Here is a 24,311-nt window from a genome sequence, read left to right as displayed (position 1 = left end):
TATGGCAAACGAGGAACAAAATATCAAAGTGATTAGCAAGAACAATTCTGGTTTTCCGGAGTACCTCGATTTTGAGAAATTACGGACAGAAGGGATTGAATACCTTGGCCGGTTGTCCGGGAAAATCTGGACAGACCATAACGTGCATGATCCCGGAATTACCATTCTGGAAGTTCTTTGTTATTCACTTTTGGATTTAGGCTACCGCACAAACCTGCCGGCGACAGACATTTTTACACGCAATCCTGCAGAAACGGGGAAAGACGATAATTTCTTTAGTCCGGCGCAGATCCTGGCCTGTAATCCATTGACAATCATCGATTATCGTAAATTGCTGATCGATATTGAAGGGGTTAAGAATGCCTGGCTCAGCCCTGCTACGGATCAATATGATTTTTGTAAAACAGGAACGCCTACACATGAGATGTCGACCGGAAACCGGGAGTGTGAAGAATTTTTAAATGGCCTTTATCATGTTTACATTGAACCGGAAAAGAATGCGGCTACAGATTTCAAGACGGAAGCTGATGCAAAGCACTATTTCGATGCGCTTATTGATAAAGTAAAGCGCACATTGATGGCACACCGCAATTTCTGTGAAGATTTTGCAGATGTCTACCTGATGTGTAAGCTGCCGATGGGGGTATGTGCGGATATTGAAGTCGAAGAGGGTTCCGATCCGGAAAAGATATACCTCAGTATTACACAGCGTTTAAGGGATTTCTTTTCGCCTTCTCCAAAATTTTATACGCTGCAGCAGCTTTTAGATAAGGATAAAGCCATAGATGAGATCTTTGCAGGCCGCCCTTACGATGTCAATGAAAGCCATGGTTTTATTGATACAGAAGAGTTGATGAAACTCAGGCTAAAAAAGGAAATCCATCTTTCTGATGTTTACCAGGTCATACTGGAAACTGAGGGCGTTAGAAGAGTAAACAATCTCGGATTAAGAAATTGTCAGGAGCAACCTTTGAAAACTAATTTCGACTGGAAGTTTAAGCTCCCTGAAAACCACATTCCTGATTTTTCCATGGCCTGCTCCGGCTTTCAGTTTACCAGAAATGGATTGGCGATTGCATTTGACGCTAAAAAGTATGAGGGCTTGCTGAACATCAATTTTACGCATAATGGCAAGGTCTTGTACCAGTCGCCTTCGGCATATTTGGATAAAGAAATTCCTAAGGGCATTTATCACAGCGATCTGGATGAGTATTTCCTCTTGCAGGACGATTTTCCAAGGGTGTATGGCATTGCAGAGGGGGGATTGCCTGAAGATGCATCTAAGCACCGGAAAGCACAGGCATTACAGCTGAGGGGTTATCTCTTGTTCTTTGACCAGTTACTGGCCGGATATCTGGCGCAGTTAAAAAACATCAGGTCCTTATTTGCGATGTCTTCCTCAGGAGACCCGGATCTGCAGCGTACCTATTTTCTGAACGAGCTGGAATCCCTGCCGGAGCTGAACCAGTTGCTTCGGTTTGCGATGGGTGCAGGGGAGCTGAATGGATTGGGGAAAGCTGGAAGTATCCTGATCCGTGTCATTTCAAAAGCAGAATTACAGGGATTGATCAGTGAAAATCAGACGAAAACAGTGGACCCTTCTTTAGTTCCCGGCTATACTTTTCCATCAATGTCCAGGCAGAAAATTGCCATTAACGGGTTAAAGGATGACCTGTTTAACCGTCAGTTTCAGCATGGTTTTTTGAATGAAGGAACTTCGGGGATCTATTACTATATCAACAGCTCATCCGATGAATTTTCATTGATCAGCAATAAAAGCTTTAAAACAGCTGAATCTGCTGAACTTCATTTGAGCTCAGTGGTTTATGTCGGTACGTTTGATGAGAATTACCGCAGTTTTATTAAAGATGCCGATCATGTTTCCTTTGACCTGGAGCTCAATATTGTTTCCTCCAAAGGATACCTGCAAAGGGTAATTGAAGATCAGCAATTGTATTCAACACGAAGGAACGGTTTTCTTGATCACCTGTTGTCGCGTTTTGCCGAGCGCTTCACCGATTTTGCTTTGTTCTCCTTTGGTAAACTCAACGCTCAGGAACGTGCTACAGCAACCATTAAGGCGAAAGAGGCATTCCTGTCCAATTATGACGAGCTTAGTGCCAATCGTGGAAAGGGCTATGATTACTTTAAGAATAAATGGAACAGCGATAATGTCTCCGGCTTTGAGTTGGAGGCTAAATATTTAGCTGGAATTGAGGATAAGCAGTTGCACAGCCTTTGTAATTTTGTGGTGGAGCAATATGATGAGCAGTACCTGGTCAATGTTAAAATTGCCGGGGAGACCTTCTTTGCGCTAACGGAGAAATTCGATTCCAGGCCCGAAGCAGAGGATGCTGCAAAAGGCGTGTTTGCAGCATTATCCGATCCGGATAAGCTGAAAACCCAATACATTGCACATGAGAAAGCATACATCGTACAGCTGCAGTACGACGATCGAAATGTCGTTCCTTTTGTCACAAAATATAAGACTTCGCAGGAAGCGGATGCCGTAAGATCGGGTTTTAACCGGATGTTCCGGGAGACGGTCCGGGAAGAAGATGTGTTTATCAGCAACTATAGGTATGGTTTGCATATGGTTGATTCTGATGGTGATATTGTTAAAACTCATGTTTCTTCCTTTGCCAGTGTTGTGGAGGCGGAAGCTGGAATAAAAGCACTGATCCCAAAAATCAATGAAGCGAAAAACTGGCAGAGCGATCAAAAGGTAAAACCAGGAACCGGCACTTTATACTTCAATAAAACGATTCCTGAGGCATTGAAATTTGTGAATGTCAAATCCTTCAAAATTGACATCAACAATACCATTGTTGGAAAGCCCGATCAGTTTACCTATGATTTGCTGGACAACGACAACACTTTTAAATTTTATCCGGAAAAGGAATTCGGAACGGCTAAGGACGCGCGCCAGCATTGCTATTTTGTGATCAGTCTTGCAGCAGATGAATCCAATTACCGGATCAGTCCTAAATCGGGTAGTTTTAAAATCAGCATTGTGTTTAACAATGAACTGGAGGCGACCTGTTATTCAGATTTCAGTACTTTGGAAGAAGCGACCAGGATGCAGGCGCAGATCCTGGCCCTGGTTCGGAAGCGCGAATTTACCTTGAAAACTGAACCGGTGGCTAGTGGATGGCGTTTCAATTACCGGTTGGGTTATGATCCTGCCTCAGATTTCCATTTTAGAAGTACCTCAGAATATTCCTCTCCGGAGGAAGGGTTGCAAGCGGCAAAAGCATTTCATCAGGCCATTCCATCTTTAAAAATCCAGCGTAGCGGGGAGCGTACATTCCTGGCGGTGCTGCAGAAGAACAACCAGACGCCTGCAGTTGACCTGGTTAGCGGGAGCCAAAGTGCCGGTGTTGATGCCGCTGCCAGTGCGGATACTGCTGCCCGGAAGGAGGAATCCCTGGTTAAGGCGCTGGAATTGCAAAAGGACATCACCGGATTGAAAAGAAACCCTAAATCTCCTGCATACCGTACTGCGGTAGCGGTAGATGAATCCAATGGGGATGGCAGGTATGTCTATCGGCTGGTAGACAAAGACAATGTCCTGGCTTTTTACCTGGACCGATATACGGATAAGGAACAAGCCAGTTTAGGCAGAAGAAAGCTGAGCAGAACACTACGGCGCAATTTGAAATACCTGCAGCTTTGCCTGGGGGGAGATATTGTTCATGAGATCTCAGAAAGTAATTCCCGGTCGCCATTGTACCGGTATCAGTTAAAAGCACATAACTACTGGTATACCTCCGGAGCGTTGAACGGTCAGGAAATCGTATTGTTTGAGAGCTGGAAGAGTTATCCCTCGAAAGCGCTTGCCCTGCAGGCTTTTGAAGAAAACTACTTTTCTATTTTGGAACTGGCCACTGATCTGAATAGCTATGCCAATCAGATCAGTCTGGACGAGCCTGCTCAAACGCTTAGCCAACTTGCTGCGTTAAATCAGACGGCACTCGTCTTTATTCCGGCAGCCACTCAAAAGGAAATTGAAAGTCATACGGGAGGAATGTCATTGAGGGAGACTATGGTCAACCTGATCAAAACTTATCCCATTAAAAGGGTTGAGTATGGCTCGGAGGCCTTTGACCGGTCGTTCTGTGAAGCAGTAGACCGCGCCGCAAACGATCCTTGTAAAACAGGGAAGCCGGTTAACCAGGTTTATTATTTCAGTACCAATAGCAATCCTAAAGATCCGGGAGCATGGCAAAGCCTAAAGTACTATGATTCGCCGGAAGCAGCGATGAAAGACTTTATGTTCTTTATAGCCTTGCTTCGCTTTGCAGGAAACCTCTATGTAGACTGTGATTTATGTGACCAGGAAAAAGGGCCTTTTTACAGGATCTACCTGCGTGAGGTATTGGCAGAAAGCAGTGTCAGGTTTATTGATGAAGCTTCGGCCTGGGGTAAAGATGGGGTAGAGAAATTTATCTGCGCAGTTCAGTCGGGCAAGGGGTTCCATAACTACCAGAGAAGGGAAGACTGCTGTTATACCTTTTACCTGAATTGCGGGGAAGACCTGGTCGTACATCCTTGTGTTTATGATACTGCTAAGAAAAGAAATGAGGTATTGAATGAGCTCTACAGTCAATTTAATGCCTTAATGGAAAAGCAATCTTATGGACTGACCACGGAAGAAAAAACCTTGTTGCTGTTGGACGGGGGCGGTCAGCCTTTTGCACTCCGGAGATTGGATAACGAAGTGTCTTGTGATTCTCTGATGGATGTACTGGACAGCATAGGGGCGGCAGATAGTGTGTATACCGAAGAGAGTGGTGTCTTGTTTTTGAAAGACAGTGCAGGAAAGGTCATTCTTCAATCTTATTCAAAAGATTATGGTTTGGCCCTGTGGAAGACGACTTTAAACGCTTTTGTTTACTTCTTTCCTCTGGTAAAACGTAAAGATGAAAAGACAGGGAGAAACCGTTTTGAAATAGAGTTGAAATTACCGGGTACCAGCAGCTGTGAAGAAGAAGAAAAGGTTAAAGACCCTTGCGGCTGTGAGGAACAGGAGCAAGAGCCAGGGGCTTATACGGCCTGGAAATCGCCTTGCAGTTATGCTTCCTGCGAAGAAGCACTTCGTGTATTGGCGGAGGTCAGGCGCTTATTGCGCATTTTTGAAAACTATCAGGGGGTATCGGATTGCGAATGCAATTCTTTCGGCATCGCCCTTCATTTTAATCTTCAGGAGCGCCGTCCGGGAACGCAGACGCATGAAGAAACGGGTACCCATGAACAAATGTCTGGCGTATATAGGATCACCGGCGATCGAATTGCCTTTAATCCGCAGTGTTATGAATCCACGCAGATGGCATGTAGTGCTATCGACCGCACAAAAAAACTCAGTAATGCAGAAGGCTTTCATGTGGCCGAACATATCCTGCTAAGGCCCCGCTGTTATGGAGATTGCGAATGCCGGCAAAACTCCTGGTGTGGGGAAGAAAAACGTCATTGTGGTTATAAATGGCTGGCCGGTAATGATGATCCTTGCGCCGAGGAAAAAGACATTTGTTTTATTCCCGGCAATGACCCATACTCGTTTATTGCAACTGTGGTCCTGCCTGCATGGCCTGAGCGCTTCCGTACGGCCTCCGGACGCATGTTGATGGAAGATATGCTTTACCGGCTTGCACCCGCCCATGTGATGCTCCGTATCCTTTGGCTTGCCCCACACGATTTCTGTTGTTTTGAAAGTAAATATAAGAACTGGCACCTTTGGCTGGCCGGAAAGAAAGGTTGCAAGATGGAATTTTCTGTTTGTGATTTTCTCGAATTGCTGTTCAGAAGAAATTATGAATGTCTGAAGGATTGCGATAGCTGTTTGCCTTGCGGAAACGGGAATCCGGAGCCAGGCCCTTGTTTCAAAGAAACGAAAGTAGCAAGAGATCCGAACGACTTCCTGAACCAGATTAACAGGACTTTCTGCTGGAGGACACAACAATGTGAGGAATACGAATTTATCGCTTGTGAGCGGGAGGAAAAGATCAGTATGGAGCCGGTTCCCAAGCCTGTGGCCAGCGCCGCAGATCAGCGTGTTTTCAGGGCCAGCCGTGTAGATGCCTATCGGACACGCACAGCACACATTGCCGGTAAACTAAAGAAAAACAAACTGGTAGTGGCTGTTCAGGTCTTCCTTCAGGAGAAAGCACCGGACATTGCTCAGTTTGAGGCAATTGTTACGGACATTATCCAAAATAAAAAGCCTTCCGGAAAGGAGGTGCCGGCGCTCAACAAACATCAGGTGCTCCATTTACTGGAAGATGTAACAGGCTACACTTTGGATCATTTGTTTTTCAAAAAGGGAAAAACCGGAGGATTGGAGCTTTTAAATCCGGCTTTTGAAAAGATGAGAAAGGCAAAAATAGATGTTGCCGCAATTTTTAACCATTGGGACGGCCTGGAGCTGAAAAAGTACCTGCCTGATCTGCGTATCGATGATATAAAAACAGTATTCACCGGAACTAACAAGAAATGAGATGCAGCACCTGATCAGAAAACAGCAGATTGACCTTCAGTTGGATAAGCAGCTGGACAGCTTTCGCATACAGCAGCAATTCAGCGATCAGTTCTGGAAGTATCTCGTCCCTTTGCTCGAGCATGAGTTTGATAAAATGGTTACAGAAGAGGAGGTTATTTCTTTGGACCGGATAGAAATTGATCTCGGTGTCATTACTGAGGCTCAAATCAGCCAGATCGTTTGGAACCCTGATCTTTATGAGCTGTTCAAAACTGAAATCAAAAAAGCCATTTTTCAGGGCGAGGTTTTAGCCGGTGATGCGCTGGGAGCCGTTAAACGTTCCACCCCGGCGAATGCTTACCGGCAGTGGTTTTTTTATATGCAAAATGGACATTTGCCATGGACGGCGACTCAGGTCAATCCAAAATGGTACGATTTGGTACTGGAAGAGTTGGCTACCGATTATGCGAGCATTGAAGTACTGAGAAGGGAGATCCGTGGGAATGAGACATTTGTATTAAGGGTCATCCGTCAGCACCCATTGTCATTTCTGAAAAAACTGGTGGAAATACTGACGGCCGAAAAGCAAACGAAATTCTTTACAGCGGTCCATCAGCTGAATGACCGCATATCAGACTGGTCAGTTCCTCTGCAAAAATCCAGATCTGCAAAAAAAACAGCAGAACTGATCCGTGTGTTCAATCTGAGCTATGAAACCATATTGAAGCAGATTTTAAAGGTGTCTGTTGAAACAAGCGGAACTGCGTTGCGGAGGGTGTTGGCATCCAAGATTCAGGAAATGATCAGCGCTGCCGAACCAGGCAAGACAGATGTGTTTTTAGCAGCAGGTATAACGGAAGGCATTGATCAGACAGCGGACAAATCTTTTCCGGAAGAAAAAGCAGGTGTCTGGGATCAAAAGGAGGGAGAAATCCAGGAAGGTGTTTTTACTACCGCCGCCGGATTGGTATTGCTCCATCCATTTTTAAATTCCCTGTTCCATCTGCTTGGTTTACTGCAGGAGAAAAGGTTTTTAAATATAGATGCCCGGGAAAAGGCAATTTACCTATTGCATTATCTCGCCACTGGCGAAAAGAAAGCTGAGGAGTATGAACTCCTGATGCCTAAAATTCTTTGTGCTTACCCGATCGATCAGCCAATATCAAAACGTATTAAACTGTCTGACCTGGAAATGGAAGAAGCGGATACTTTATTGAAAGCAGCCATTGCTTCATGGGAGATTTTAAAGAATACCAGTCCGGCAGGCCTTCGTGAAGGGTTTTTACAGCGAACAGGAAAGGTACAGGTCCTGGAAGGAAAAATAGGTTTACAGGTAGAGAAGGCGGCGATTGATGTGTTACTCGATCATTTGCCATGGAATTTAAGCATGATAAAATTGCCCTGGCTTAAGGATGTTATCCGGGTAGAGTGGAGGTAGAAGCAAGGTCTGTGCAGATAGCAGAAGATTTAATGTGGTATTAAAAGATAAACTATGAAAGCTGGCGAAGCGAAGTCAGTGGCAACACCCGCCAAATCCGGGACTCCTTTCTTTAATAAGGGGGCGGATACTGCTTTGCTCAGCGATTCCTCTGCAGAAACACCTTTTTTTCAAAAACAGAGCAGCAATTCATTTCCTGTTCAAAGGAAACTGACCGTAGGCCAGCCCAACGATAAGTACGAACAGGAAGCTGATGCCAGGGCAGATCAGGTGGTACAGCGACTTGCAACACCCCAAGTGCTGAGCAGGAAGGAATCGGCTGTTCAGGCCAAATCATTGGTAGGCCCCGTTACCCCGGTGATACAGGCAAAATGTTCCGCTTGTGAGCATGAAGAGCAACTGCAAAAGAAAGAAGAGGAAGATTTGGTTCAGGAATCACCATTAGAATTACGGCGTAAACCGATTTTTGAAAGCAATGGAGAACCTCCGGGAGATGAAAAACCGGTTCAGCGTAAATGTGCCAGCTGTGAGAAGGAAGAGGAACAGAAAGTACAAAAAAAGGAAGAAGATCATTCCGCGCAAGTAGCCCCGACATCGATTGAAAGTAATTTGAATGCCTCTTCGGGAACGGGCAGTTCGTTACCGGAAAGCACCCGCACACAAATGGAATCTTCATTTGGAGCTGATTTTTCTGGTGTGCGAATTCATACCGGCAGTAATGCCCAGCAAATGAGTGAAGATTTACATGCTCAGGCATTTACACATGGAAATGATATTTATTTTAACTCCGGAAAGTACGATACCGAATCAGATTCAGGAAAACACTTGTTAGCACACGAGTTGACGCATACGTTGCAACAAAATGGTGGATCTGAACCAGCTCAGAGGAAAATTCAACGGTTGCCGGGTTGGATGAGTGATGCTGCAGATTGGGTAAGTGAAACCGCATCTGATGCGGCAGGTGGCGTAGTTGACGGTGCACAATGGGTAGGTGGGAAGATCGCCGATGGCGCAGAGTGGGTAGGAGACCAGGCCAGTGCTGCCGTAGATTGGGTCTTTGAACAAATCAGCGATCTGGTGAATTCGGGAGTCAACTGGCTGAATGAAAAATGGGAAAGTGTCAAAGAATTCGGACGGACCAGCTTTGAAGACATTAAAAACGGGTTTGGCGACCTGATCCACTTCATTACTACACCATTGTCAGGCTTTATGTCGGCATTATCAATGATGAACGCCGATCTCCTGGGGAATGTCTGGAATTCAGCAAAAGAGGGGGCCTCTGCGCTTTGGACTGGGATTAATTCCGTCATCAATGGCGTATTGCAATTTGGACAAGGGGTTTGGGATACCGTTTCTGGATTCATTACCAACACTTTTGAGACTATAGAAGGATTATTCGATAATGTTGCATTTAACCTGTTGCCAGAAGGGATAAAAGAACAGGCCCGCTCGCTCTTTAGCGGCCTTCGGTCTTTATGGACTCAGTTTACCTCATTCTGGACGGATCTTTGGCAGCGCCTGACCAGCATGATACAGGAGATCCTGGCTGCGGTACGGTCCTTCGCCGATAATGTAATTGGATTCGCGATAGACAGGGTGATCTCCATGGTACGGAGCCTTAAAGAAGTGTCAGATTACTTCACTAAATTGTTTGAAGATCCACAGGCCACCATCCAGCCATTTCTTGACCAGATTGCTGCGAAATTAAACGCAGAAGCCCCCGGCCGCGCGGAAACTGTGGGAAATGACCTTGCAAAACAAAACTACCCGGGTGGATCTGCGCAGGAAGGGGATAGCGGTACTGTTCAAAGGGTACCTATAGATGCCGAAGACAGACGCACTGCGACGCTGGATGAGGTGGGCAGTGGGATTGTGTACTACATTTCCAGGGCCTGGGCCGAACTGGACCTTAAGAAATTACTGTGGACCACTGTGGTCAATTCGTTTTGGCCACCGGCAACAATCAGGGCGATCTTCAGACAATTCAGCCAACTCTGGTACGACGATTGGGCAACCGCCGTTGATAGCCTTTACATGCCAAGGAATTTCTTCGATGATCCGCTTGGATGCCTTCATGATATCTGGTCCAACTTTTTAATTTTGCTGGATTTCCCTTTGGCCTTGTGGAGGACACTTAACAATGTAGTAGGGCTTTTAATTGGATACGTAGCCATTATTGTGATCCTGGTAGAAATGGTCTTAGGCGGGATTGCTGCGGCCGAGGTTGGCGTTGTTCCTGGTATTGTGGCCGGTTTCTTCGCAGGAGTGGCCACAATGGCGCCCTTTGGAGAGTTACTGATGACTTCTTTCCTTGCCGCGGAAAGCGCTACCGTCATCATCAGCCTGATACGTTTGTATACTGCAAGGCAGCTTTGTGAAAAACGCCAGATTGACATTTTAACTTCAGTGGCAAGTTTTATAGCCATGGGTGTGGCATTGGTACTACAGGCGCTGATGGCACTTTTGGCTGAGCTGGTTACCTTGATTGCCAATTTCTTAAAAGGTGCCCCTCAAGGTGTTCCGGTACCGCAACCACGCCCTCAGCCCCAACCACAGCCTCAGCCAACGCCACAACCCACTCCACAGCCAACACCGCAACCAACGCCAGTACCACCGCCACAGCCGACGCCGGTACCTCAACCCATACCCGTACCGCGGCCACAACCTCAACCTCAACCCCAACCGGTCGCACCTGCGGGACCAGGAAGGGTAATTCCGTTTCCAACGCGGCCACAACCGGTACCTGTCAGCCCTTCAGCTCCGGGTCAGATTGCAGCTAAATTTGAAGATGGCCTAAGCGATGGAACGGGTACAGAAAATTTAGTGGAAGGCAGGAAATCACCTGAAGTACTAACAGAGGATCCTGATACCCATCAAAAAAACAATCCCGGTACAACAGATGGGGCGTTGTCAAATGTCGGGGTATCTCCAAATGGCATGTTGCAGACTGCAAGGAAGGATCGGATCAATCCGGATGCATGTGAGAAAAAGAAAGGTATTTGCTACGAAAAATCCCTGATGTTCGGCCTTACCAGAGGTTCAATGCCATTTATTGGTGTAGGGCCAACCCCAGATGATCTTCGGATTCCTGCTTGTCTTTTAAGAACGGCTACAGGTACCACAGTCGCTAATTTTAGAGCCAGCAACATTGCTGTAGCAAGATTTTTGGTTAACAATAGCATCGAATATGTGGCTGCTGCTAATATACCTGGAGGGGGGCTCCATTCTGAAGATATGATCTTCATCGAAGCTAACCGGAGATTTGGAGCGGGTAATTTTACGTTGGCGGCAATTTTTTCAGAAAGGGTTCCTTGTCCGCGGTGTTCCGGCTGGCTCAGGACGGTACCACTCACTCCTGATTGCAGGGTCTATTGTGTCGTTAAGGATGATCAAAACTGGAGTGCAATCAGGAGAAGTTATAATAAAGGCGTTTTGTTCTAATTAAATTAAAAACAACCATGTCAGAAAAACCACTCGCCCTTCAATGGAATCAGCTTATCCTCGATGCCATTAAATTCACTAAAACTTCACCGCCACTGGCTGCCAGGGCTTTGGCGATGGCACATACTGCGATGTATGATGCATGGTCTGTCTTTGATAAATGCGCCATCAGCACCACGACGGCAAAATACATTAAAATGGCAGATGAGGAATGTGTAAAAGAACATACTCGAAAAGCATTCAGCTATGCTGCTTATCGGGTGTTAACAGACCTGTTCTGGCTGGCACTTCCTTCAGAAAAAAAAGACCTGTTCCGTGACCTGATGTGTACCTGTGATTATGATCCAGACGATACGACCCTGGACATCGCCCTCCCTCAGGGAATTGGCAACCTGGTTGGCAGGCTGTTGACAGAAAGGGGACATGGCGATGGTGCCAATCAGCAGGGCACATTACACATGCCGAATTGGTCTGACTATACTGGTTATCGGCCGGTCAACACTCCGGATCAGGTAAACGACCTGAGTTTTTGGCAGCCACTGAGAAAAGAGGGAGGCACTATCCAGCAATTTCTGACCCCACACTGGGGATTATTGAAATCATTCTCTTTAAATTTCAACGGGCAGTTCCGGCCGGTCCCTCCGTTCCGGAAGGAAGATTTTGATTTCCGGCCTCAGGTGAAAGCAGTATTGGAAATCAGCGCAGCATTGACAGAGGAGCAGAAAGCAATTGCCTCTTATTGGGCGGATGGCCCTGGAACTTTTAGCCCTCCGGGGCATTGGTGTGAGATCGCGCAATTTATCGCCGAAAGGGAACAATACCGGAATACCGATTGTATCAAATTGTTTTTTGCCATGAGCAATGCTTTGTTTGATGCCTCAATCGCCTGCTGGGAAGCGAAATACCACTACAATTCTGTGCGTCCGATAACGGCGATCAGAACAATTTACAAAGGATTGGAGGTACAGGCCTGGGGTGGTCCGGGTAAGGGCACTCAGACGATCAAAGGAGAACAATGGATTCCTTATATTGAAACACCTCCGTTTCCCGAACATGTGTCCGGGCACAGTAGTTTTAGCAGGGCTGCGGCTACGGTATTGAGGCAATTTACGGGAAGCGATCACTTTGGAGGTTGCACGACGCTGAAAACAGGAAGTTCTGTTATCGAGCCGGGTAAGGCACCCTGTACGGAAGTCCGTTTAGACTGGCCCACATTTACCAGTGCTGCCGAACAGGCAGGATTGTCCCGGATTTATGGGGGAATTCATTTTCCCCGGGGAAACGAAGAAGGGCAGAAGCTGGGGATTAATATAGGGACGAATGCCTGGGAAAAAGCCCTGTTTTATTTTAACGATTAAATCTTAAAATTATGCCTTACCGCTCAAGAGTTTATCGTCAGCGCAATGCAAATATGCATGATGACAAAAAGCAAAAACCGTTTTTCGGCAATCAGCAGAGACAGGCTGCTGCGAAAACTGCAGGTGGTTTTTTTCAGGCCAGGTTAACGGTAAACGAGTCTGGTGACCGACATGAACATGAGGCAGATGCAGTTGCAGATCAGGTGGTCAATAAGCCCTCAGAAAAGAAAGAAATACAAGAACGAAGCATCAGTAGTGTGCAACGCCTCGCAACCTCCGCTGAGGATGAAAAGCAGGGCACTAACGATGCCCGGATGGCCGCAGATAAGGAAATTCAGGAAAAACCGGAACCAGATTCAGAAGAAATACAGGAAAGGCGCATTCAAAAACAGGAAGAACAAGGCCCGGCAACGGCCGTTCAGCCAGGCGGGCCTTTTGACAGGAATGAACAGACTTTTACCTTGAACTGGAAAAACGGAGAATGGGAAGGTTGCGGCCCGGTTCCCGGCACAGCAGCCGGAGGAGAAAATGCCTGTGTGAGCTCAGATTCTATCGATCAGATCAAAAACTATTTTAAGAAGAAACCTGTGCCTGGAAATGTAGACCGGCCGGTAAATTGTCCGCCGGAACGATGGAATTTTATGTTTAGCTATTGCTGCGGTGAGGGCAAACATGTAGACCCCAATCAAAAGAGCAATTGTATTCCGGATAAAGTGGAGGTGCCGGAGCCAAAAATAGAAAAGCCGGAAGCTCCGGAAAAAGGAGATTTTGAAATACCTGATGGCGATACAAAAATGGCTTAACCAATAGAAAATGAACCTGCAGAAGTTAAAATCAATTCTTGGAAGAAATCAAAATGAAGGGCCATTCAGTCGGACGGAACAGCCTTCTTTAGGTGGGGATTTAACAGCTACGACAGCGTCTGATCCAGCCGAAGCTGCAACGTTAATCGATGATGAAAGAGCAGCAAAACCAGATGATCCTACAAAAAATATAAATTCAAGTCATATGTCCCAAAGCTTTACCGACCGGAATGCCCCTGAAGAATTGAGGTATCTGGAACAATTGATTTTATATCGCCTCAATACCTGGTTCCCTTCAGATGAAGATCATCAGGAGCCCGTGCTGGATACCGGCAAATGGTCGGCGGCTTTGGCAAACTTTATTCAGGAGCATCAACTCAGTTCCGACGAGGCCGTTTTATTGCTGATTGGACTCGTCCCGCATGTTCAATCCGACCTGTTTGACCGGGTGATCAGTTATAAAATTCAGGATTCCGGAGATTTCCAGAGAATAGGAGGCGTACGGGGGAAAGATTTCAGGGGCTTCATACCCACTGGGGAAACGGCTGTTTTCCTGCTGGGAGATGATGATTTTGAGCGGCGTCTGGAGATTCAGCGTTTGTTTTGGCCGGATCACTTATTTGAGAAGAACAAGATCCTATGGTTAACTGATCAGCCATCCGGAGAGCCGGTGATGAGCGGCAAAATTACGCTCTCATCGGAGTATTTGGATACTTTCATTTACGGTAAGCCCATTCCGCCAAGATTCAGCATGAATTTTCCGGCAAAGCTAATTCATACCGACCTCGGTTGGGGTGATCTGGTGATCAATGATGAACTTAAAGAACAGATCCATGAACTGAAAAGCTGGTTGAAATATAATGATCAGCTGGTTGGTGAATGGGGAATGGGCAGTCGCCTGAGAAGAGGGTACCGCGCTTTGCTTTATGGCCCTTCGGGAACGGGAAAAACCTTTACTGCGGGCTTACTGGGCAAGGAAGTCGGTAAAGATGTCTATAAGATTGACCTGTCTATGGTTGTGTCAAAATATATTGGAGAGACGGAAAAGAACCTCGAACTGCTCTTTGCCAGGGCCGAAGACAAAGGCTGGATCCTGTTTTTTGATGAGGCGGATGCTTTATTTGGAAAGCGGACAAATGTGAGGGATGCCCATGATAAATATGCCAATCAGGAAGTATCTTACCTGCTTCAAAGGATTGAAGATTATAATGGAATGGTGATTCTTGCCACCAATATGAAGAACAATATTGACGATGCTTTTATTCGCCGGTTCAATGCGGTCCTTAAATTCTCTTTACCGGAAGCAGACGAGCGGGCTAAAATATGGCGTCTGGCCTTTCCCGGGGACGTCCGGTTTTGTGATGAAAAAGAGGAAACTGTTGACATTCCCGAACTTGTAAAGAGTTATCCGATTTCAGGTGGTTACATTGTAAATGTGGTTCATTATGCCAGTATTAAAGCACTGGAAAGATATAACGAGCAAAAAGCGGTAAAGAACATTTACCTGGCGGATGTATTGTACGGTATAAAGAAAGAATTGCTGAAAGAAGGTAAGCCTTTTAATTAATATGGAGATTTTTGTGATTTTTACTTCGCTTCCTATACTAATTAGCTATAGCTAGATTTTCAATGCAAAGTAAAAATGAATTTATTGCGATCATCAGGGAACATGAAAGCCTTATTTATAAGGTAGCAAAGGTGTATACTGATGATAAAGACGATGAGCAGGATTTGTATCAGGAGATCGTCTATCAGCTTTGGAAGTCATTTGATTCTTTTAAAAATGAGGCTAAAATCAGCACCTGGATGTATCGTGTTGCATTAAATACTGCCATCACACAGCTGAAAAAAGAGAAAAGGAAAGGCGAACATATTCCGATCAACGAACAGGTATTGAACAGGGCAGAGGTGCCAGATGTTTCAAAGGAGGAACGGATTGAGCACTTATATGCACAGATCAGGAAGCTCAATACCATAGAGAAGGCCATTATACTGCTTTACCTGGAGGGAAAATCTTATGAGGAAATAGCCGGACTAACCGGTTTTACATCCAGCAATGTGGGGACGCGTTTAAACAGAATCAGGCAAAAGATCATTACTCAAATAAATTAGATATGGAATTAGATGAAATGAAATCCTTATGGACGGAGATGTCTGTATCGATTGAAAAACAACAGAAAACAAGCGACGCTTTACTGTTGCAAATGACAAAGGGCAATTACAGGCGTAAATTAAATAAAATATGGATACCTGAAGCCATCGGTATATTTGTTTGCGCTATCGCCCTGATCTACCTGCTGTTTAATTTTCATCAGCTAAACACCTGGTATTTACTGAGCTGCGGTGTTATTGCAGCGTTTATCCTGGTTTTGTTGCCCGTTTTGTCTGTCAGGGCGATTTATAAGCTTCATGCTTTGAAGATTTCTGCCGGCAATTATAAGGAAACATTACTGGCTTGTTCAAAAGCAAAAATTGAATTTGTATGGGTGCAAAAGCTAAATTTTCTTTTGGGATCAATCCTGATGTTAACCATATTGCCGCTGATGGCGCAGCTGATTGCAGGAGTGGATCTGTTTAAAGCAACAAGGTTATGGTACTGGTATGTGATCGGATTTCCTTTCTTTTACTATTTTTCAGCATGGGTATTCAGGAGCTATGTCAACACAACTAATGATGCTGAGCATATACTCAGGGAATTGCAGGATTAAGTGTGGTCTTTAAAAAATCAGGGTGTCAAAGACTTCTCCTCTGTTCAGTTTACCGTTTATTTTGGCAATCACTTCAACTTTAGCTTTCAGGCATAGGCTATTGTCGGCACTGCGAAAGATATCCTGAAAAAACAGGAGTTTTAAACCTTGTCGTTCTGTTCTTAGTTTTACCGAAAAAACGTCACCTGAAGTGAGTGATCTTTTAAAGTCCATCTCTATTCTGGAAACCATGAGCAAGACGTCTCTTTCTGCGAGCTCCTTAAAGGAAATCGCTTTCGACGAGAGGTATTCATGCCTGGCATGTTCTAAATAATTTTGATACACGGCATTATTTACCACGCCCTGCAGGTCACATTCGTAATCTCTTACCTTTAACTGAATTTCAAAAATATATTCTTGCATATTGTTTTGTAAAGATGGAAATAATTGGCTTATACAAAGAAAGGAATCTTATTTAGTCGAAAAACGCAGCTTATATTCTTTCAAAGGATAGCCTCTCTGGGAGATAAAGTCTTTTCCTGTGATGGTCAATTCGTAGGTTTTTCCTGGCTGTAAGTTAAGTTTAACTTTGAAAGATTTAAGGTCTTCGGAGAAACCAGTCGTTCCGGAAATCGGATATTGTGCTCCCTTGCCTTTACGCGGCAAGAGGAAGTATGTTTTATTCATTGGCTCAGAAAAGGGTGTTTTTTGATCAACCGTACATAGAGGGGTGCATCATAGGAACAGATTTTCATAAAGCTTCTCAAACCCTCGGTCGCTTTGTCGATGTATAATTGCTGGAAGAATTGTTGTTGTTTTAACGTATCAGTAGTTGTCCCCGCACTGTCATATGCCATCCAGAACCGATCGATGTCTGAGGTAATAATTAGGCTTTGATGGTCCTGAGCTTTCGTCATGAGGGAAGCACAAATAAAAAATATTAAAGTAAATTGTTTTCTCATATTATATATCTTTAACTTAACAGACCAGGAAATTGGCCCGGCGTTGCATCTCTTTTTTTTTTATTTAATAAGTAATAGATAAATAGCTATTGTTAAAAGATTCTGCCAGTTGCACAGCTATCATGAAAAAGGATAAGACAAAAATCGCGGTAGCGGTATTTAGTAAACGTGCAAAGGAGTACCAGGATAAATTTATGGATACGAAATTATATCAGGAATCCTTCGATTTATTCTGTCATCATATCACTAAAGAAAATGCTGATATTTTAGAGCTTGCCTGCGGACCTGGCAACATCACTAAATACTTATTAAAGAAACGCCCGGATTTCAAACTCTTAGGCATTGATTTGTCTTTGAATATGATTGACCTCGCCAGGGCAAATAACCCAACCGCCACATTTGAACTGATGGACTGTAGGGCCATTGATTTAATTGATAAAAGATATAATGCCATTATGTGTGGTTTTGCGCTGCCTTATCTGTCAAAAGAAGAAGCACAGGACCTCATCACTCATGCATTCCGGTTGTTAGCATCTGAGGGCGTACTTTATTTAAGTACAATGGAAGGGGACTATAGCAGTTCCGGATTTCAGCGCTCAAGTTCAGGAGATGAAATCTATATTCATTTTCATGAGGAAGAGTATCTGGTCCGGGCATTAAAAGCAACGGGTTTTGAAATTGTAGAACTGCAGCGTAAGCATTATTTGATACAAGAGGGGACCGAAACAACAGATATTATTATAATCGCGATAAAAAGATAGCTGATGAATCTTAAACCAGTTTCAGGATGAAGATTGGTTTTTTACATCATAAGGAACTGGTCGAAATAAGCAGACTTGTGGAAATTTTTGATTTAATACTCATTAAGCCTACTTTCCTGAAAAAAACGAAGATAAAATTCCTATTTTTAAAGCCTAACCATTGCTTTTAAGTATGAAACTAAAAATCGGCTTGTCGCTATTTGTATCCCTGACTTTCTTATTTGTCAACCATTCTTCCGCCCAAAAGGGCTGGATAGATCTTTTTAACGGAAAAGACCTGAAAGACTGGAACATCAAAATTTCTAAACATGATTACAACGAAAACTATGCGAATACTTTTCGTGTTGAAGATGGCCTGATCAAAGTGAATTATGATGGCTATGCAGATTTTGATCAGCAATACGGGCATATGTTTTACAAAACTCCCTTCTCTTATTATCTGCTAGAGGTCACCTATCGTTTTGTTGGGGAACAGGCCAAAGGAGGGGAAGGCTGGGCTTTGCGAAATAGCGGAGCGATGCTGCACTGTCAGGCACCGGAAACGATGCTTAAAGACCAGGATTTTCCAATCTCTGTAGAAGCACAGATTTTAGGCGGTGACGGTACACATATCCGCCCTACCAGCAATTTATGTACCCCCGGTACAAACGTTTTTTATGAAGGGAAACTGTTTACGCCGCACTGTTTAGATTCAAAATCTAAGACTTATGCCGGTGATCAATGGGTGATGGCCCAATTCCTGGTTTTGGGAGATTCAGTGATTAAACACATTATTGATAAGGAAGTGGTGCTGGAATATACAAAGCCTCAAATCGGTGGTGGCAACGTAGCCAATTATGATCCGAAGATGAAAGAAGATGGCAAAGCCTTAACCGGTGGCTATATTTCCTTACAGAGTGAAAGCCATCCTATTGAATTTAAAAAAGTAAGACTTTATAACCTGGAAGCTTATTCAAAAGATCAATCGAAGTTAACTAAGGTAATAGAAAAGGTCCTGAAACAGTAAAGGGCATCTTCGATCGTGTAGATATTCATATTTACACGATCGATTGCCAGATAGAAAAATTAATAGGTCTTTGAATCACTGATCATAGGTTTGTATTTATTCCAGTTGTCTCCAATCATCCAAAGATTGATCAGGAAAAACGGCAATGCGATGGCCAGGCCAGATGGTTCGAAAATAGCGTTGTGAAGTACAATGCCTACTGTTACCGGTAAAATAACAATGGCACCAAGGGCTCTGTATTTTGGTAACATAAATAACAGACCGCCAATCACCTCAATAGCACCTATCAAAGGCATCAACCAGGAAATCTTAACAAAAGCTCCCATTAATGCCATCTGTTCTGCCGTCATTTTTGGCATAGGCATATAATTAAAGAATTTGTTTAATCCGGCATTGATAAACATCAGGCCGAAAAGAATACACAATACGGTTTTTACGATTTTCATTTTGTTGGTTTTAATGGTTAATAATCTATGCCAGCCCTGTTAAAGCCCGCGGATTTAACAATTAAATTACTATTTTAATGTTGTAAATCAATGGATTGGGAATAAAAATAGCGCTATCGTTCCCGCATAAAAAAAGGCTTCCGAACTAGCGTTCGAAAGCCTTTTAAGACCTTAATGATCATTACTGTATTTGCTTAGATGATATTTTGTCCGTCAATAAGGTTGACCTTTTTACCCATCTTTTTCTGAATCACCTCAAAATGGTGCAGTTCATGTTGGCTAACCAGCGAAATTGCATCTCCTGCGGCCTCTGCGCGACCGGTTCTGCCGATGCGGTGAACATAGTCTTTAGGAGAACGGGGTAACTCATAATTGATCACAAAGGGAAGGAAATTAATGTCAATTCCCCTGGCCATTAAATCTGTGGCCACAAGGACCCGCAGTTTGCCCGATTTAAAATGTTGTAAAGCTTCGGTTCTGGCACCCTGACTTTTTTTGCTGTGAATGGCTTTTGCATCAATATTATTTTTGCGGAGCTTGTTCACGATGGCATCCGCCTGATGAACTGAAGAAGCGAAAACCAATACCTGTTTCATGTCATGATGGTTGATCAGGTAGCGTAAAAAGGGACCTTTCTTCTCCTCTGAAACAATGTATGCTACCTGGTTGATCAGGTCCAAAGATTCCTCTTCCGCTTCAATCTTGATCACTACCGGATCATATAAAAGGATTTGGTGGATATGCTGCAGATCATTGCTCAATGTGGCAGACAACAATATATTCTGACGCTTTTCAGGTAAAAGTGATAAAATCTTGTTCAGCTCTTCTTTAAATCCGAGGTTCAACATTTTGTCTGCTTCATCCAGTACCAATGTTTCAATAGCCGATAAATGCACTGCATTTGAAGCTACCAGTTCCAATAACCGGCCCGGTGTAGCAACCAATATATTGATCCCCTGCATGGCCATCATTTGAGGATTGATGGAAACACCACCATAAACAGCCAGGGTTTTAATCGATTCAGGAAGTGGTTGACTAAAGGTGATAAACACATTTTTTACCTGTTCAGCAAGCTCACGGGTAGGCACCAAAACCAATACATTCGCATGGCGGTTTTTTAGTCCGAATGTCTTTTGCACATTCATTAAAAGGGGTAAAACATAACTTGCCGTTTTTCCGGAGCCTGTTTTGGCAATGGCTAAAACATCTTTATGATCTAATATAGCGGGTATAACACTTTGTTGAATAGGGGTAGGTACTGTGAAATTTTGATCTACCAGTGCTTTTGTTAAAGCAGGTGATAAACCTAAGGACGTAAAAGGCATATTACTCGATTTTTTTGTAAAAATAAGCAAAAATCGCGGGAAGACAGGTTTTACTTATCTGCGACTGGCCTTAACAACTTGTTTTCCGATATGAACCTTCATGCTAAAGGTATTATTTTTCTTATTGCGCTCCCGGTACCAATGCTGCGGATCGATCTCTATTTCCAAGGTGTAATCTCCACTTTTCAGGTTCTCAGGCAGTTCCAGGTATTGGCCTTCGTACAACATTCCATAAGTATCGTATCCGCCAACACTAATTCCCTGTTTATCGAAATTACAGGAAGGATAGTATCCAAGACCGTAATTAGGCATATTTTCTCCGTATTTCTTTCCGTTAATGGTACTGAACTGATCATGATGATAAATAATCCCTGTCGTAAACAAACAATAGCTGACCTTAGATCCTTTCGTGATGACGGTTCTCTTTTTATTATTGATTTTAACGAGCCTGAATTCTACCCAATCATCCACATGATAATGGTTATGCCCGGGTTTATTCTCAAAATACATGGTTCCGGCAGGGAAATCCTGATAGGCAAGTTCGCCATTTTTTCGATTGTAAATTCTTTGGTTAACCGCCAGCCGGCCCTCTTTTTCTGCTTTTGTCCCTTTGATCTCCATAGGGCCATAACCGATGTTAGCGATGGTCGCTGCAAGCCTCAGTTGCCGGGGGTAAAGCGGGTCATTCCATGCGTACTCCTGGATTTGATTTTCGGTAAAAAAAGGAATGATGACTAAATCCGGCAACAGATCACAGTTTTCTGCACCATCCGGACAGTCGCATAGCCCGATATTTTCAAAATCACATTTCTTTCTAATAATTGCCTTTGCCGGTTGATGGCTAAACAGCAGTTGGATGCTGTCCAGATCACCGCTGAAATCCTTTTTTAAATCCTCTATATACAGTTTCCAGGTGCCATTTGGATTTTGCCCATGATTTAAAAACTCCAGCTGCCCATCCGGGCGATAATCTCCGGTAAAAGGGGCCCTTGCAGCGCTGATTAATCCCGAGCTTCCAAATTGGGAGAATTTGGTGTTGATATAATGAGCACCGGAATCCTTTCCATTGCGGTTACTTAGCCAGATACTGGCACCATCCGGACTCTCCAGCGTGATTTTTAAATCGCTCACACGTTCATGGTGCAGGTTAAGTAAAACGGAGGCTAAACCGAAACTACTATCCGCAACAGCAGTTAAACCACTGACTTCGATGTTAAATTCCTGTCTGAAATAATAGCCGTAATAATCATAAAGCGCAGTTCCTTTGGTTGTAAAGGTTTGTGCCGATGCAGACAAACATCTGATCAGGAAAAGAAAGCCTGAGCACCATTTCAGGTGTTCAGGCTTTAGAACGGGGATCTTGCTAATGTTCAACTTTAAAAGTTTTGATGTGAGCAGGACCTATTGGTGTAGCTGTAACGGTGCCGGTAGATTTTCCAGGATTGAGTGCGAACTCTCCACAAACCATCTGTACACATTCCTTACAATTGATGTCTTTGAAAGTAAATTTCAGGCAGAGGTATACCTTGACTTCACAACAGCTGAGTTCTGTGACGGTTGGCAATGATAACCTGATGTTCAGGCTTCCCGGGTTTAAGGCAATTGGAACAGTAGAATTTAGGACGGCTTCGCGATAATCCGCTGCAATACTTCCTGTTACCGGACCTATATATCCACTTAAGTTCATGGGTTGTGCATTTAAACTGGCAGATAAGATATTTCCCCAGGTAACGGGGCGGTTGTTGCAGTTCAGACAATTTGGAGAGGAAGCGATCAACCTGAACTCTTCAACACTGACACGAACTTCAGTCATCGGTGTGGTGGTGGAAATACTAAAGGTACCAGAACCGATGGAGAAAGCATTCGGATTTGCGAGATTGGTTACAACATTAAATGAAGCAGCCGTTTGCTTAATGGCAATTTCAGCACTGCAACAACTTGGTGGCTCGCAAATGATGGTAATTGGGATGATCAGACGCCCACAATCGCTGTCGCCACATTTGGCGTTAATTACGAGGCGATAGACCCCGCAGCTGAGTTTACTGTTGTATTGTTTTAAATCCAGGGGTAAACTGGTGCCGGTTGCCACCGGAACTCCGCTTGCCGCTACAATTTGCCAGGAATAAGATGCGTTGCAATTGCCTGTACAGTTGTAAATGGCATTGAGTAATCCGGAAACATTTCCTTGAATAAACTGAATTGGGTAAGTTAAAACTATACCTGCTGTTCCTCCCACAGCAGGGATAGGGCTTCCGCCAAGCGTTGGGCCGCCTTGCCAGTTACCGCAGGAACAGGGGTTGCAGCTTAAAGGTTTTTTATAGACCTCCACATCTCCCAATCTTGTTTTATCCCAGGTGGTGGTATTGTCATCTGCATCGATCCAGATGGAATTCCACAGCGTATTGGCCGGGCTTCTTCTCATGCCCTGGATCCCATAAACCAATGGATTGGGAGCGGACATTACGTCTGTCGACAACCATATGGTGGTATCACATGCAAATGAAAGATCATCTTTCATCATGATGTTACTGGAATAACTAACACCTCCTGCGCAGTTCTTGTTCACCCCACCTCCGGCAGGATATAAATTTGTATTTACATTCCATGAGTGGCTTCCCAATGGCAATTGATTGTCGAACTCCACTACTTTAGAATTATGTGCGCCCATTACTGCGAATTGAGAGGTAGCTGGGTTGCTGTTCTGCCAGGTTTGCTGACCAATGAGCAATGAATTTTTACTTTCTGAAAAGGCCATATCGGAGATAACGGCTATACCATTGTTGTACGGGAAGCTTGCAGTGGAAGCGCCGGCCATCAATGAAATATTTAACGTTTCGGCCTGTTCTGTTGCGGTATCAAAATCCCCATTTACATCAAGCTCCACCGACCAGATGTCATTTGCGCTATAGGGCTGCTGCAAGCTGATCCTGGAATAATATAATCGGTATGGGTTTCCGGTTCCGCTAAGCTTTCGGATGGCAATACCGTAGGGCATAGTGTTTTTTAACGGACCTCCGCTATCTTTTGCGACAAAGGTATTTGCCGCAGTCCAGGTCACCCCGTTATTGATGGATTTGATCCGGTTAATGGAGCCGGTGCCGTCCCAGTTTGAAACGTAAATGTTTTCCACCGTCCCGATTCTCAGGTATTTTAGATTCCCTAAGGAACGGTCTTTATTTAAGAAATCGAATATCTGAGTGGGAATACCGCTGGTTCCGTCTATCCTGAAAATTTTACTCTGATTGAGTACTGATCCTCCATAGATTTGTGTAGAGGAAACATAAATATTAGGTGCAGAAGTTTTATCGTCTATGGTAACCCCGAAAATAGAACCAAGCTTTTGAACCGTCCAGCCTGGAGCACTCCAGTTGGAAGGTTTGGTGCCGGCTGGGGTCATGGCGGGTGTATTCCAATTGCCGCCGGTTGTGGCGGTTGAGGTATTGGAAGTTTTTACAGTTCTTAAAACTACACCGCTATTTTGAATAGGACTGTGCGTGGCCACAGCATCACCATAGGCTAAGGGCAATTGCGCTTTTGCCGTATTTGTTGCGAAAAGCATTAATGCCGGCAACAGGAATATTTTATAAATTATGTTTTTCATCGGAATGT

Annotated in this window: 17 protein-coding genes; 10 read left to right on the top strand and 7 right to left on the bottom strand. The window is 44.3% G+C overall.

What is annotated here, in order from left to right:
- Position 1 precedes the first annotated feature (1 nt).
- From DBR43_RS29210 to DBR43_RS29175, 8 genes are all read left to right on the top strand, one after another.
- Complete coding sequence (locus DBR43_RS29210; protein WP_124586850.1) at positions 2-6,493, top strand: hypothetical protein; 6,492 nt, start codon at positions 2-4, stop codon at positions 6,491-6,493.
- Position 6,494: 1 nt separating this feature from the next.
- Entirely contained in the window at positions 6,495-7,913 is a 1,419-nt protein-coding gene (locus tag DBR43_RS29205) for a contractile injection system tape measure protein (RefSeq protein ID WP_124586849.1), read from the top strand.
- A gap of 54 nt (positions 7,914-7,967) precedes the next feature.
- Entirely contained in the window at positions 7,968-11,354 is a 3,387-nt protein-coding gene (locus DBR43_RS29200; RefSeq protein WP_124586848.1) for a DUF4157 domain-containing protein, read from the top strand.
- 17 nt (positions 11,355-11,371) lie between these two features.
- Positions 11,372-12,712 carry a vanadium-dependent haloperoxidase gene (locus tag DBR43_RS29195; RefSeq protein WP_124586847.1) on the top strand — a complete coding sequence of 447 codons (1,341 nt, stop codon included), beginning with the start codon at positions 11,372-11,374 and terminating at the stop codon, positions 12,710-12,712.
- Positions 12,713-12,723: 11 nt separating this feature from the next.
- On the top strand, positions 12,724-13,515 hold the full coding sequence (locus tag DBR43_RS29190) for a hypothetical protein (RefSeq protein WP_124586846.1): 792 nt from the start codon (positions 12,724-12,726) through the stop codon (positions 13,513-13,515).
- A gap of 10 nt (positions 13,516-13,525) precedes the next feature.
- The gene (locus tag DBR43_RS29185; RefSeq protein WP_233603262.1) at positions 13,526-15,082 is read left to right on the top strand and encodes an ATP-binding protein; all 1,557 of its coding nucleotides are present in this window, start codon (positions 13,526-13,528) and stop codon (positions 15,080-15,082) included.
- Between the two features lie 62 nt (positions 15,083-15,144).
- Entirely contained in the window at positions 15,145-15,627 is a 483-nt protein-coding gene (locus DBR43_RS29180; protein WP_124586845.1) for an RNA polymerase sigma factor, read from the top strand.
- 2 nt (positions 15,628-15,629) lie between these two features.
- Positions 15,630-16,223, top strand: coding sequence for a hypothetical protein (locus tag DBR43_RS29175; protein ID WP_124586844.1), 594 nt, complete (start codon positions 15,630-15,632; stop codon positions 16,221-16,223).
- A gap of 9 nt (positions 16,224-16,232) precedes the next feature.
- On the opposite strand, the gene DBR43_RS29170 is transcribed toward DBR43_RS29175, so the two are convergent.
- Genes DBR43_RS29170 through DBR43_RS29160 form a run of 3 tightly spaced genes read right to left on the bottom strand, consistent with a single transcriptional unit; the run spans position 16,233 to position 17,164 of the window.
- On the bottom strand, positions 16,233-16,625 hold the full coding sequence (locus DBR43_RS29170; protein WP_124586843.1) for an acyl-CoA thioesterase: 393 nt from the start codon (positions 16,623-16,625) through the stop codon (positions 16,233-16,235).
- Between the two features lie 48 nt (positions 16,626-16,673).
- A complete protein-coding gene (locus DBR43_RS29165) occupies positions 16,674-16,889 on the bottom strand; it encodes a hypothetical protein (protein WP_124586842.1) in 216 nt (71 codons plus the stop codon).
- Complete coding sequence (locus DBR43_RS29160; protein WP_124586841.1) at positions 16,886-17,164, bottom strand: hypothetical protein; 279 nt, start codon at positions 17,162-17,164, stop codon at positions 16,886-16,888. Before DBR43_RS29160 ends, DBR43_RS29165 begins: the two co-directional genes overlap by 4 nt.
- Positions 17,165-17,286: 122 nt before the next feature.
- Between DBR43_RS29160 and DBR43_RS29155 the strand changes: the two genes are divergently transcribed.
- A complete protein-coding gene (locus DBR43_RS29155) occupies positions 17,287-17,925 on the top strand; it encodes a class I SAM-dependent methyltransferase (protein ID WP_124586840.1) in 639 nt (212 codons plus the stop codon).
- 172 nt (positions 17,926-18,097) lie between these two features.
- Complete coding sequence (locus DBR43_RS29150) at positions 18,098-18,931, top strand: DUF1080 domain-containing protein (RefSeq protein WP_124586839.1); 834 nt, start codon at positions 18,098-18,100, stop codon at positions 18,929-18,931.
- Positions 18,932-18,990: 59 nt separating this feature from the next.
- Here DBR43_RS29150 and DBR43_RS29145 read toward each other — a convergent pair whose 3' ends face one another.
- The 4 genes from DBR43_RS29145 to DBR43_RS29130 form a co-directional block, all read right to left on the bottom strand.
- The gene (locus DBR43_RS29145; protein ID WP_124586838.1) at positions 18,991-19,377 is read right to left on the bottom strand and encodes a DoxX family protein; all 387 of its coding nucleotides are present in this window, start codon (positions 19,375-19,377) and stop codon (positions 18,991-18,993) included.
- 194 nt (positions 19,378-19,571) lie between these two features.
- Positions 19,572-20,702, bottom strand: coding sequence for a DEAD/DEAH box helicase (locus DBR43_RS29140; protein ID WP_124586837.1), 1,131 nt, complete (start codon positions 20,700-20,702; stop codon positions 19,572-19,574).
- 54 nt (positions 20,703-20,756) lie between these two features.
- Positions 20,757-22,076, bottom strand: a complete 1,320-nt coding sequence (locus tag DBR43_RS29135) for a proprotein convertase P-domain-containing protein (protein WP_199757157.1) — start codon at positions 22,074-22,076, stop codon at positions 20,757-20,759.
- Positions 22,066-24,303 (bottom strand): hypothetical protein, encoded by a 2,238-nt coding sequence (locus tag DBR43_RS29130; RefSeq protein ID WP_124586836.1) that lies wholly within the window; start codon positions 24,301-24,303, stop codon positions 22,066-22,068. Before DBR43_RS29130 ends, DBR43_RS29135 begins: the two co-directional genes overlap by 11 nt.
- Positions 24,304-24,311 lie beyond the last annotated feature (8 nt).

The organism is Pedobacter sp. KBW06 (assembly GCF_003852525.1).
In the GTDB taxonomy this organism is placed as follows: Bacteria; Bacteroidota; Bacteroidia; order Sphingobacteriales; family Sphingobacteriaceae; genus Pedobacter.
Note: the sequence above shows the minus strand (reverse complement) of the source record. Positions and strands in the feature narration are given on the sequence as shown.

What these genes read in the sequence shown, in the direction of transcription:
- DBR43_RS29210 (WP_124586850.1), top strand. Translation starts at nt 2, where the DNA reads ATGGCAAACGAGGAACAAAATATCAAAGTGATTAGCAAGAACAATTCT.
- DBR43_RS29205 (WP_124586849.1), top strand. Translation starts at nt 6,495, where the DNA reads ATGCAGCACCTGATCAGAAAACAGCAGATTGACCTTCAGTTGGATAAG.
- DBR43_RS29200 (WP_124586848.1), top strand. Translation starts at nt 7,968, where the DNA reads ATGAAAGCTGGCGAAGCGAAGTCAGTGGCAACACCCGCCAAATCCGGG.
- DBR43_RS29195 (WP_124586847.1), top strand. Translation starts at nt 11,372, where the DNA reads ATGTCAGAAAAACCACTCGCCCTTCAATGGAATCAGCTTATCCTCGAT.
- DBR43_RS29190 (WP_124586846.1), top strand. Translation starts at nt 12,724, where the DNA reads ATGCCTTACCGCTCAAGAGTTTATCGTCAGCGCAATGCAAATATGCAT.
- DBR43_RS29185 (WP_233603262.1), top strand. Translation starts at nt 13,526, where the DNA reads ATGAACCTGCAGAAGTTAAAATCAATTCTTGGAAGAAATCAAAATGAA.
- DBR43_RS29180 (WP_124586845.1), top strand. Translation starts at nt 15,145, where the DNA reads ATGCAAAGTAAAAATGAATTTATTGCGATCATCAGGGAACATGAAAGC.
- DBR43_RS29175 (WP_124586844.1), top strand. Translation starts at nt 15,630, where the DNA reads ATGGAATTAGATGAAATGAAATCCTTATGGACGGAGATGTCTGTATCG.
- DBR43_RS29170 (WP_124586843.1), bottom strand. Translation starts at nt 16,625, where the DNA reads ATGCAAGAATATATTTTTGAAATTCAGTTAAAGGTAAGAGATTACGAA.
- DBR43_RS29165 (WP_124586842.1), bottom strand. Translation starts at nt 16,889, where the DNA reads ATGAATAAAACATACTTCCTCTTGCCGCGTAAAGGCAAGGGAGCACAA.
- DBR43_RS29160 (WP_124586841.1), bottom strand. Translation starts at nt 17,164, where the DNA reads ATGAGAAAACAATTTACTTTAATATTTTTTATTTGTGCTTCCCTCATG.
- DBR43_RS29155 (WP_124586840.1), top strand. Translation starts at nt 17,287, where the DNA reads ATGAAAAAGGATAAGACAAAAATCGCGGTAGCGGTATTTAGTAAACGT.
- DBR43_RS29150 (WP_124586839.1), top strand. Translation starts at nt 18,098, where the DNA reads ATGAAACTAAAAATCGGCTTGTCGCTATTTGTATCCCTGACTTTCTTA.
- DBR43_RS29145 (WP_124586838.1), bottom strand. Translation starts at nt 19,377, where the DNA reads ATGAAAATCGTAAAAACCGTATTGTGTATTCTTTTCGGCCTGATGTTT.
- DBR43_RS29140 (WP_124586837.1), bottom strand. Translation starts at nt 20,702, where the DNA reads ATGCCTTTTACGTCCTTAGGTTTATCACCTGCTTTAACAAAAGCACTG.
- DBR43_RS29130 (WP_124586836.1), bottom strand. Translation starts at nt 24,303, where the DNA reads ATGAAAAACATAATTTATAAAATATTCCTGTTGCCGGCATTAATGCTT.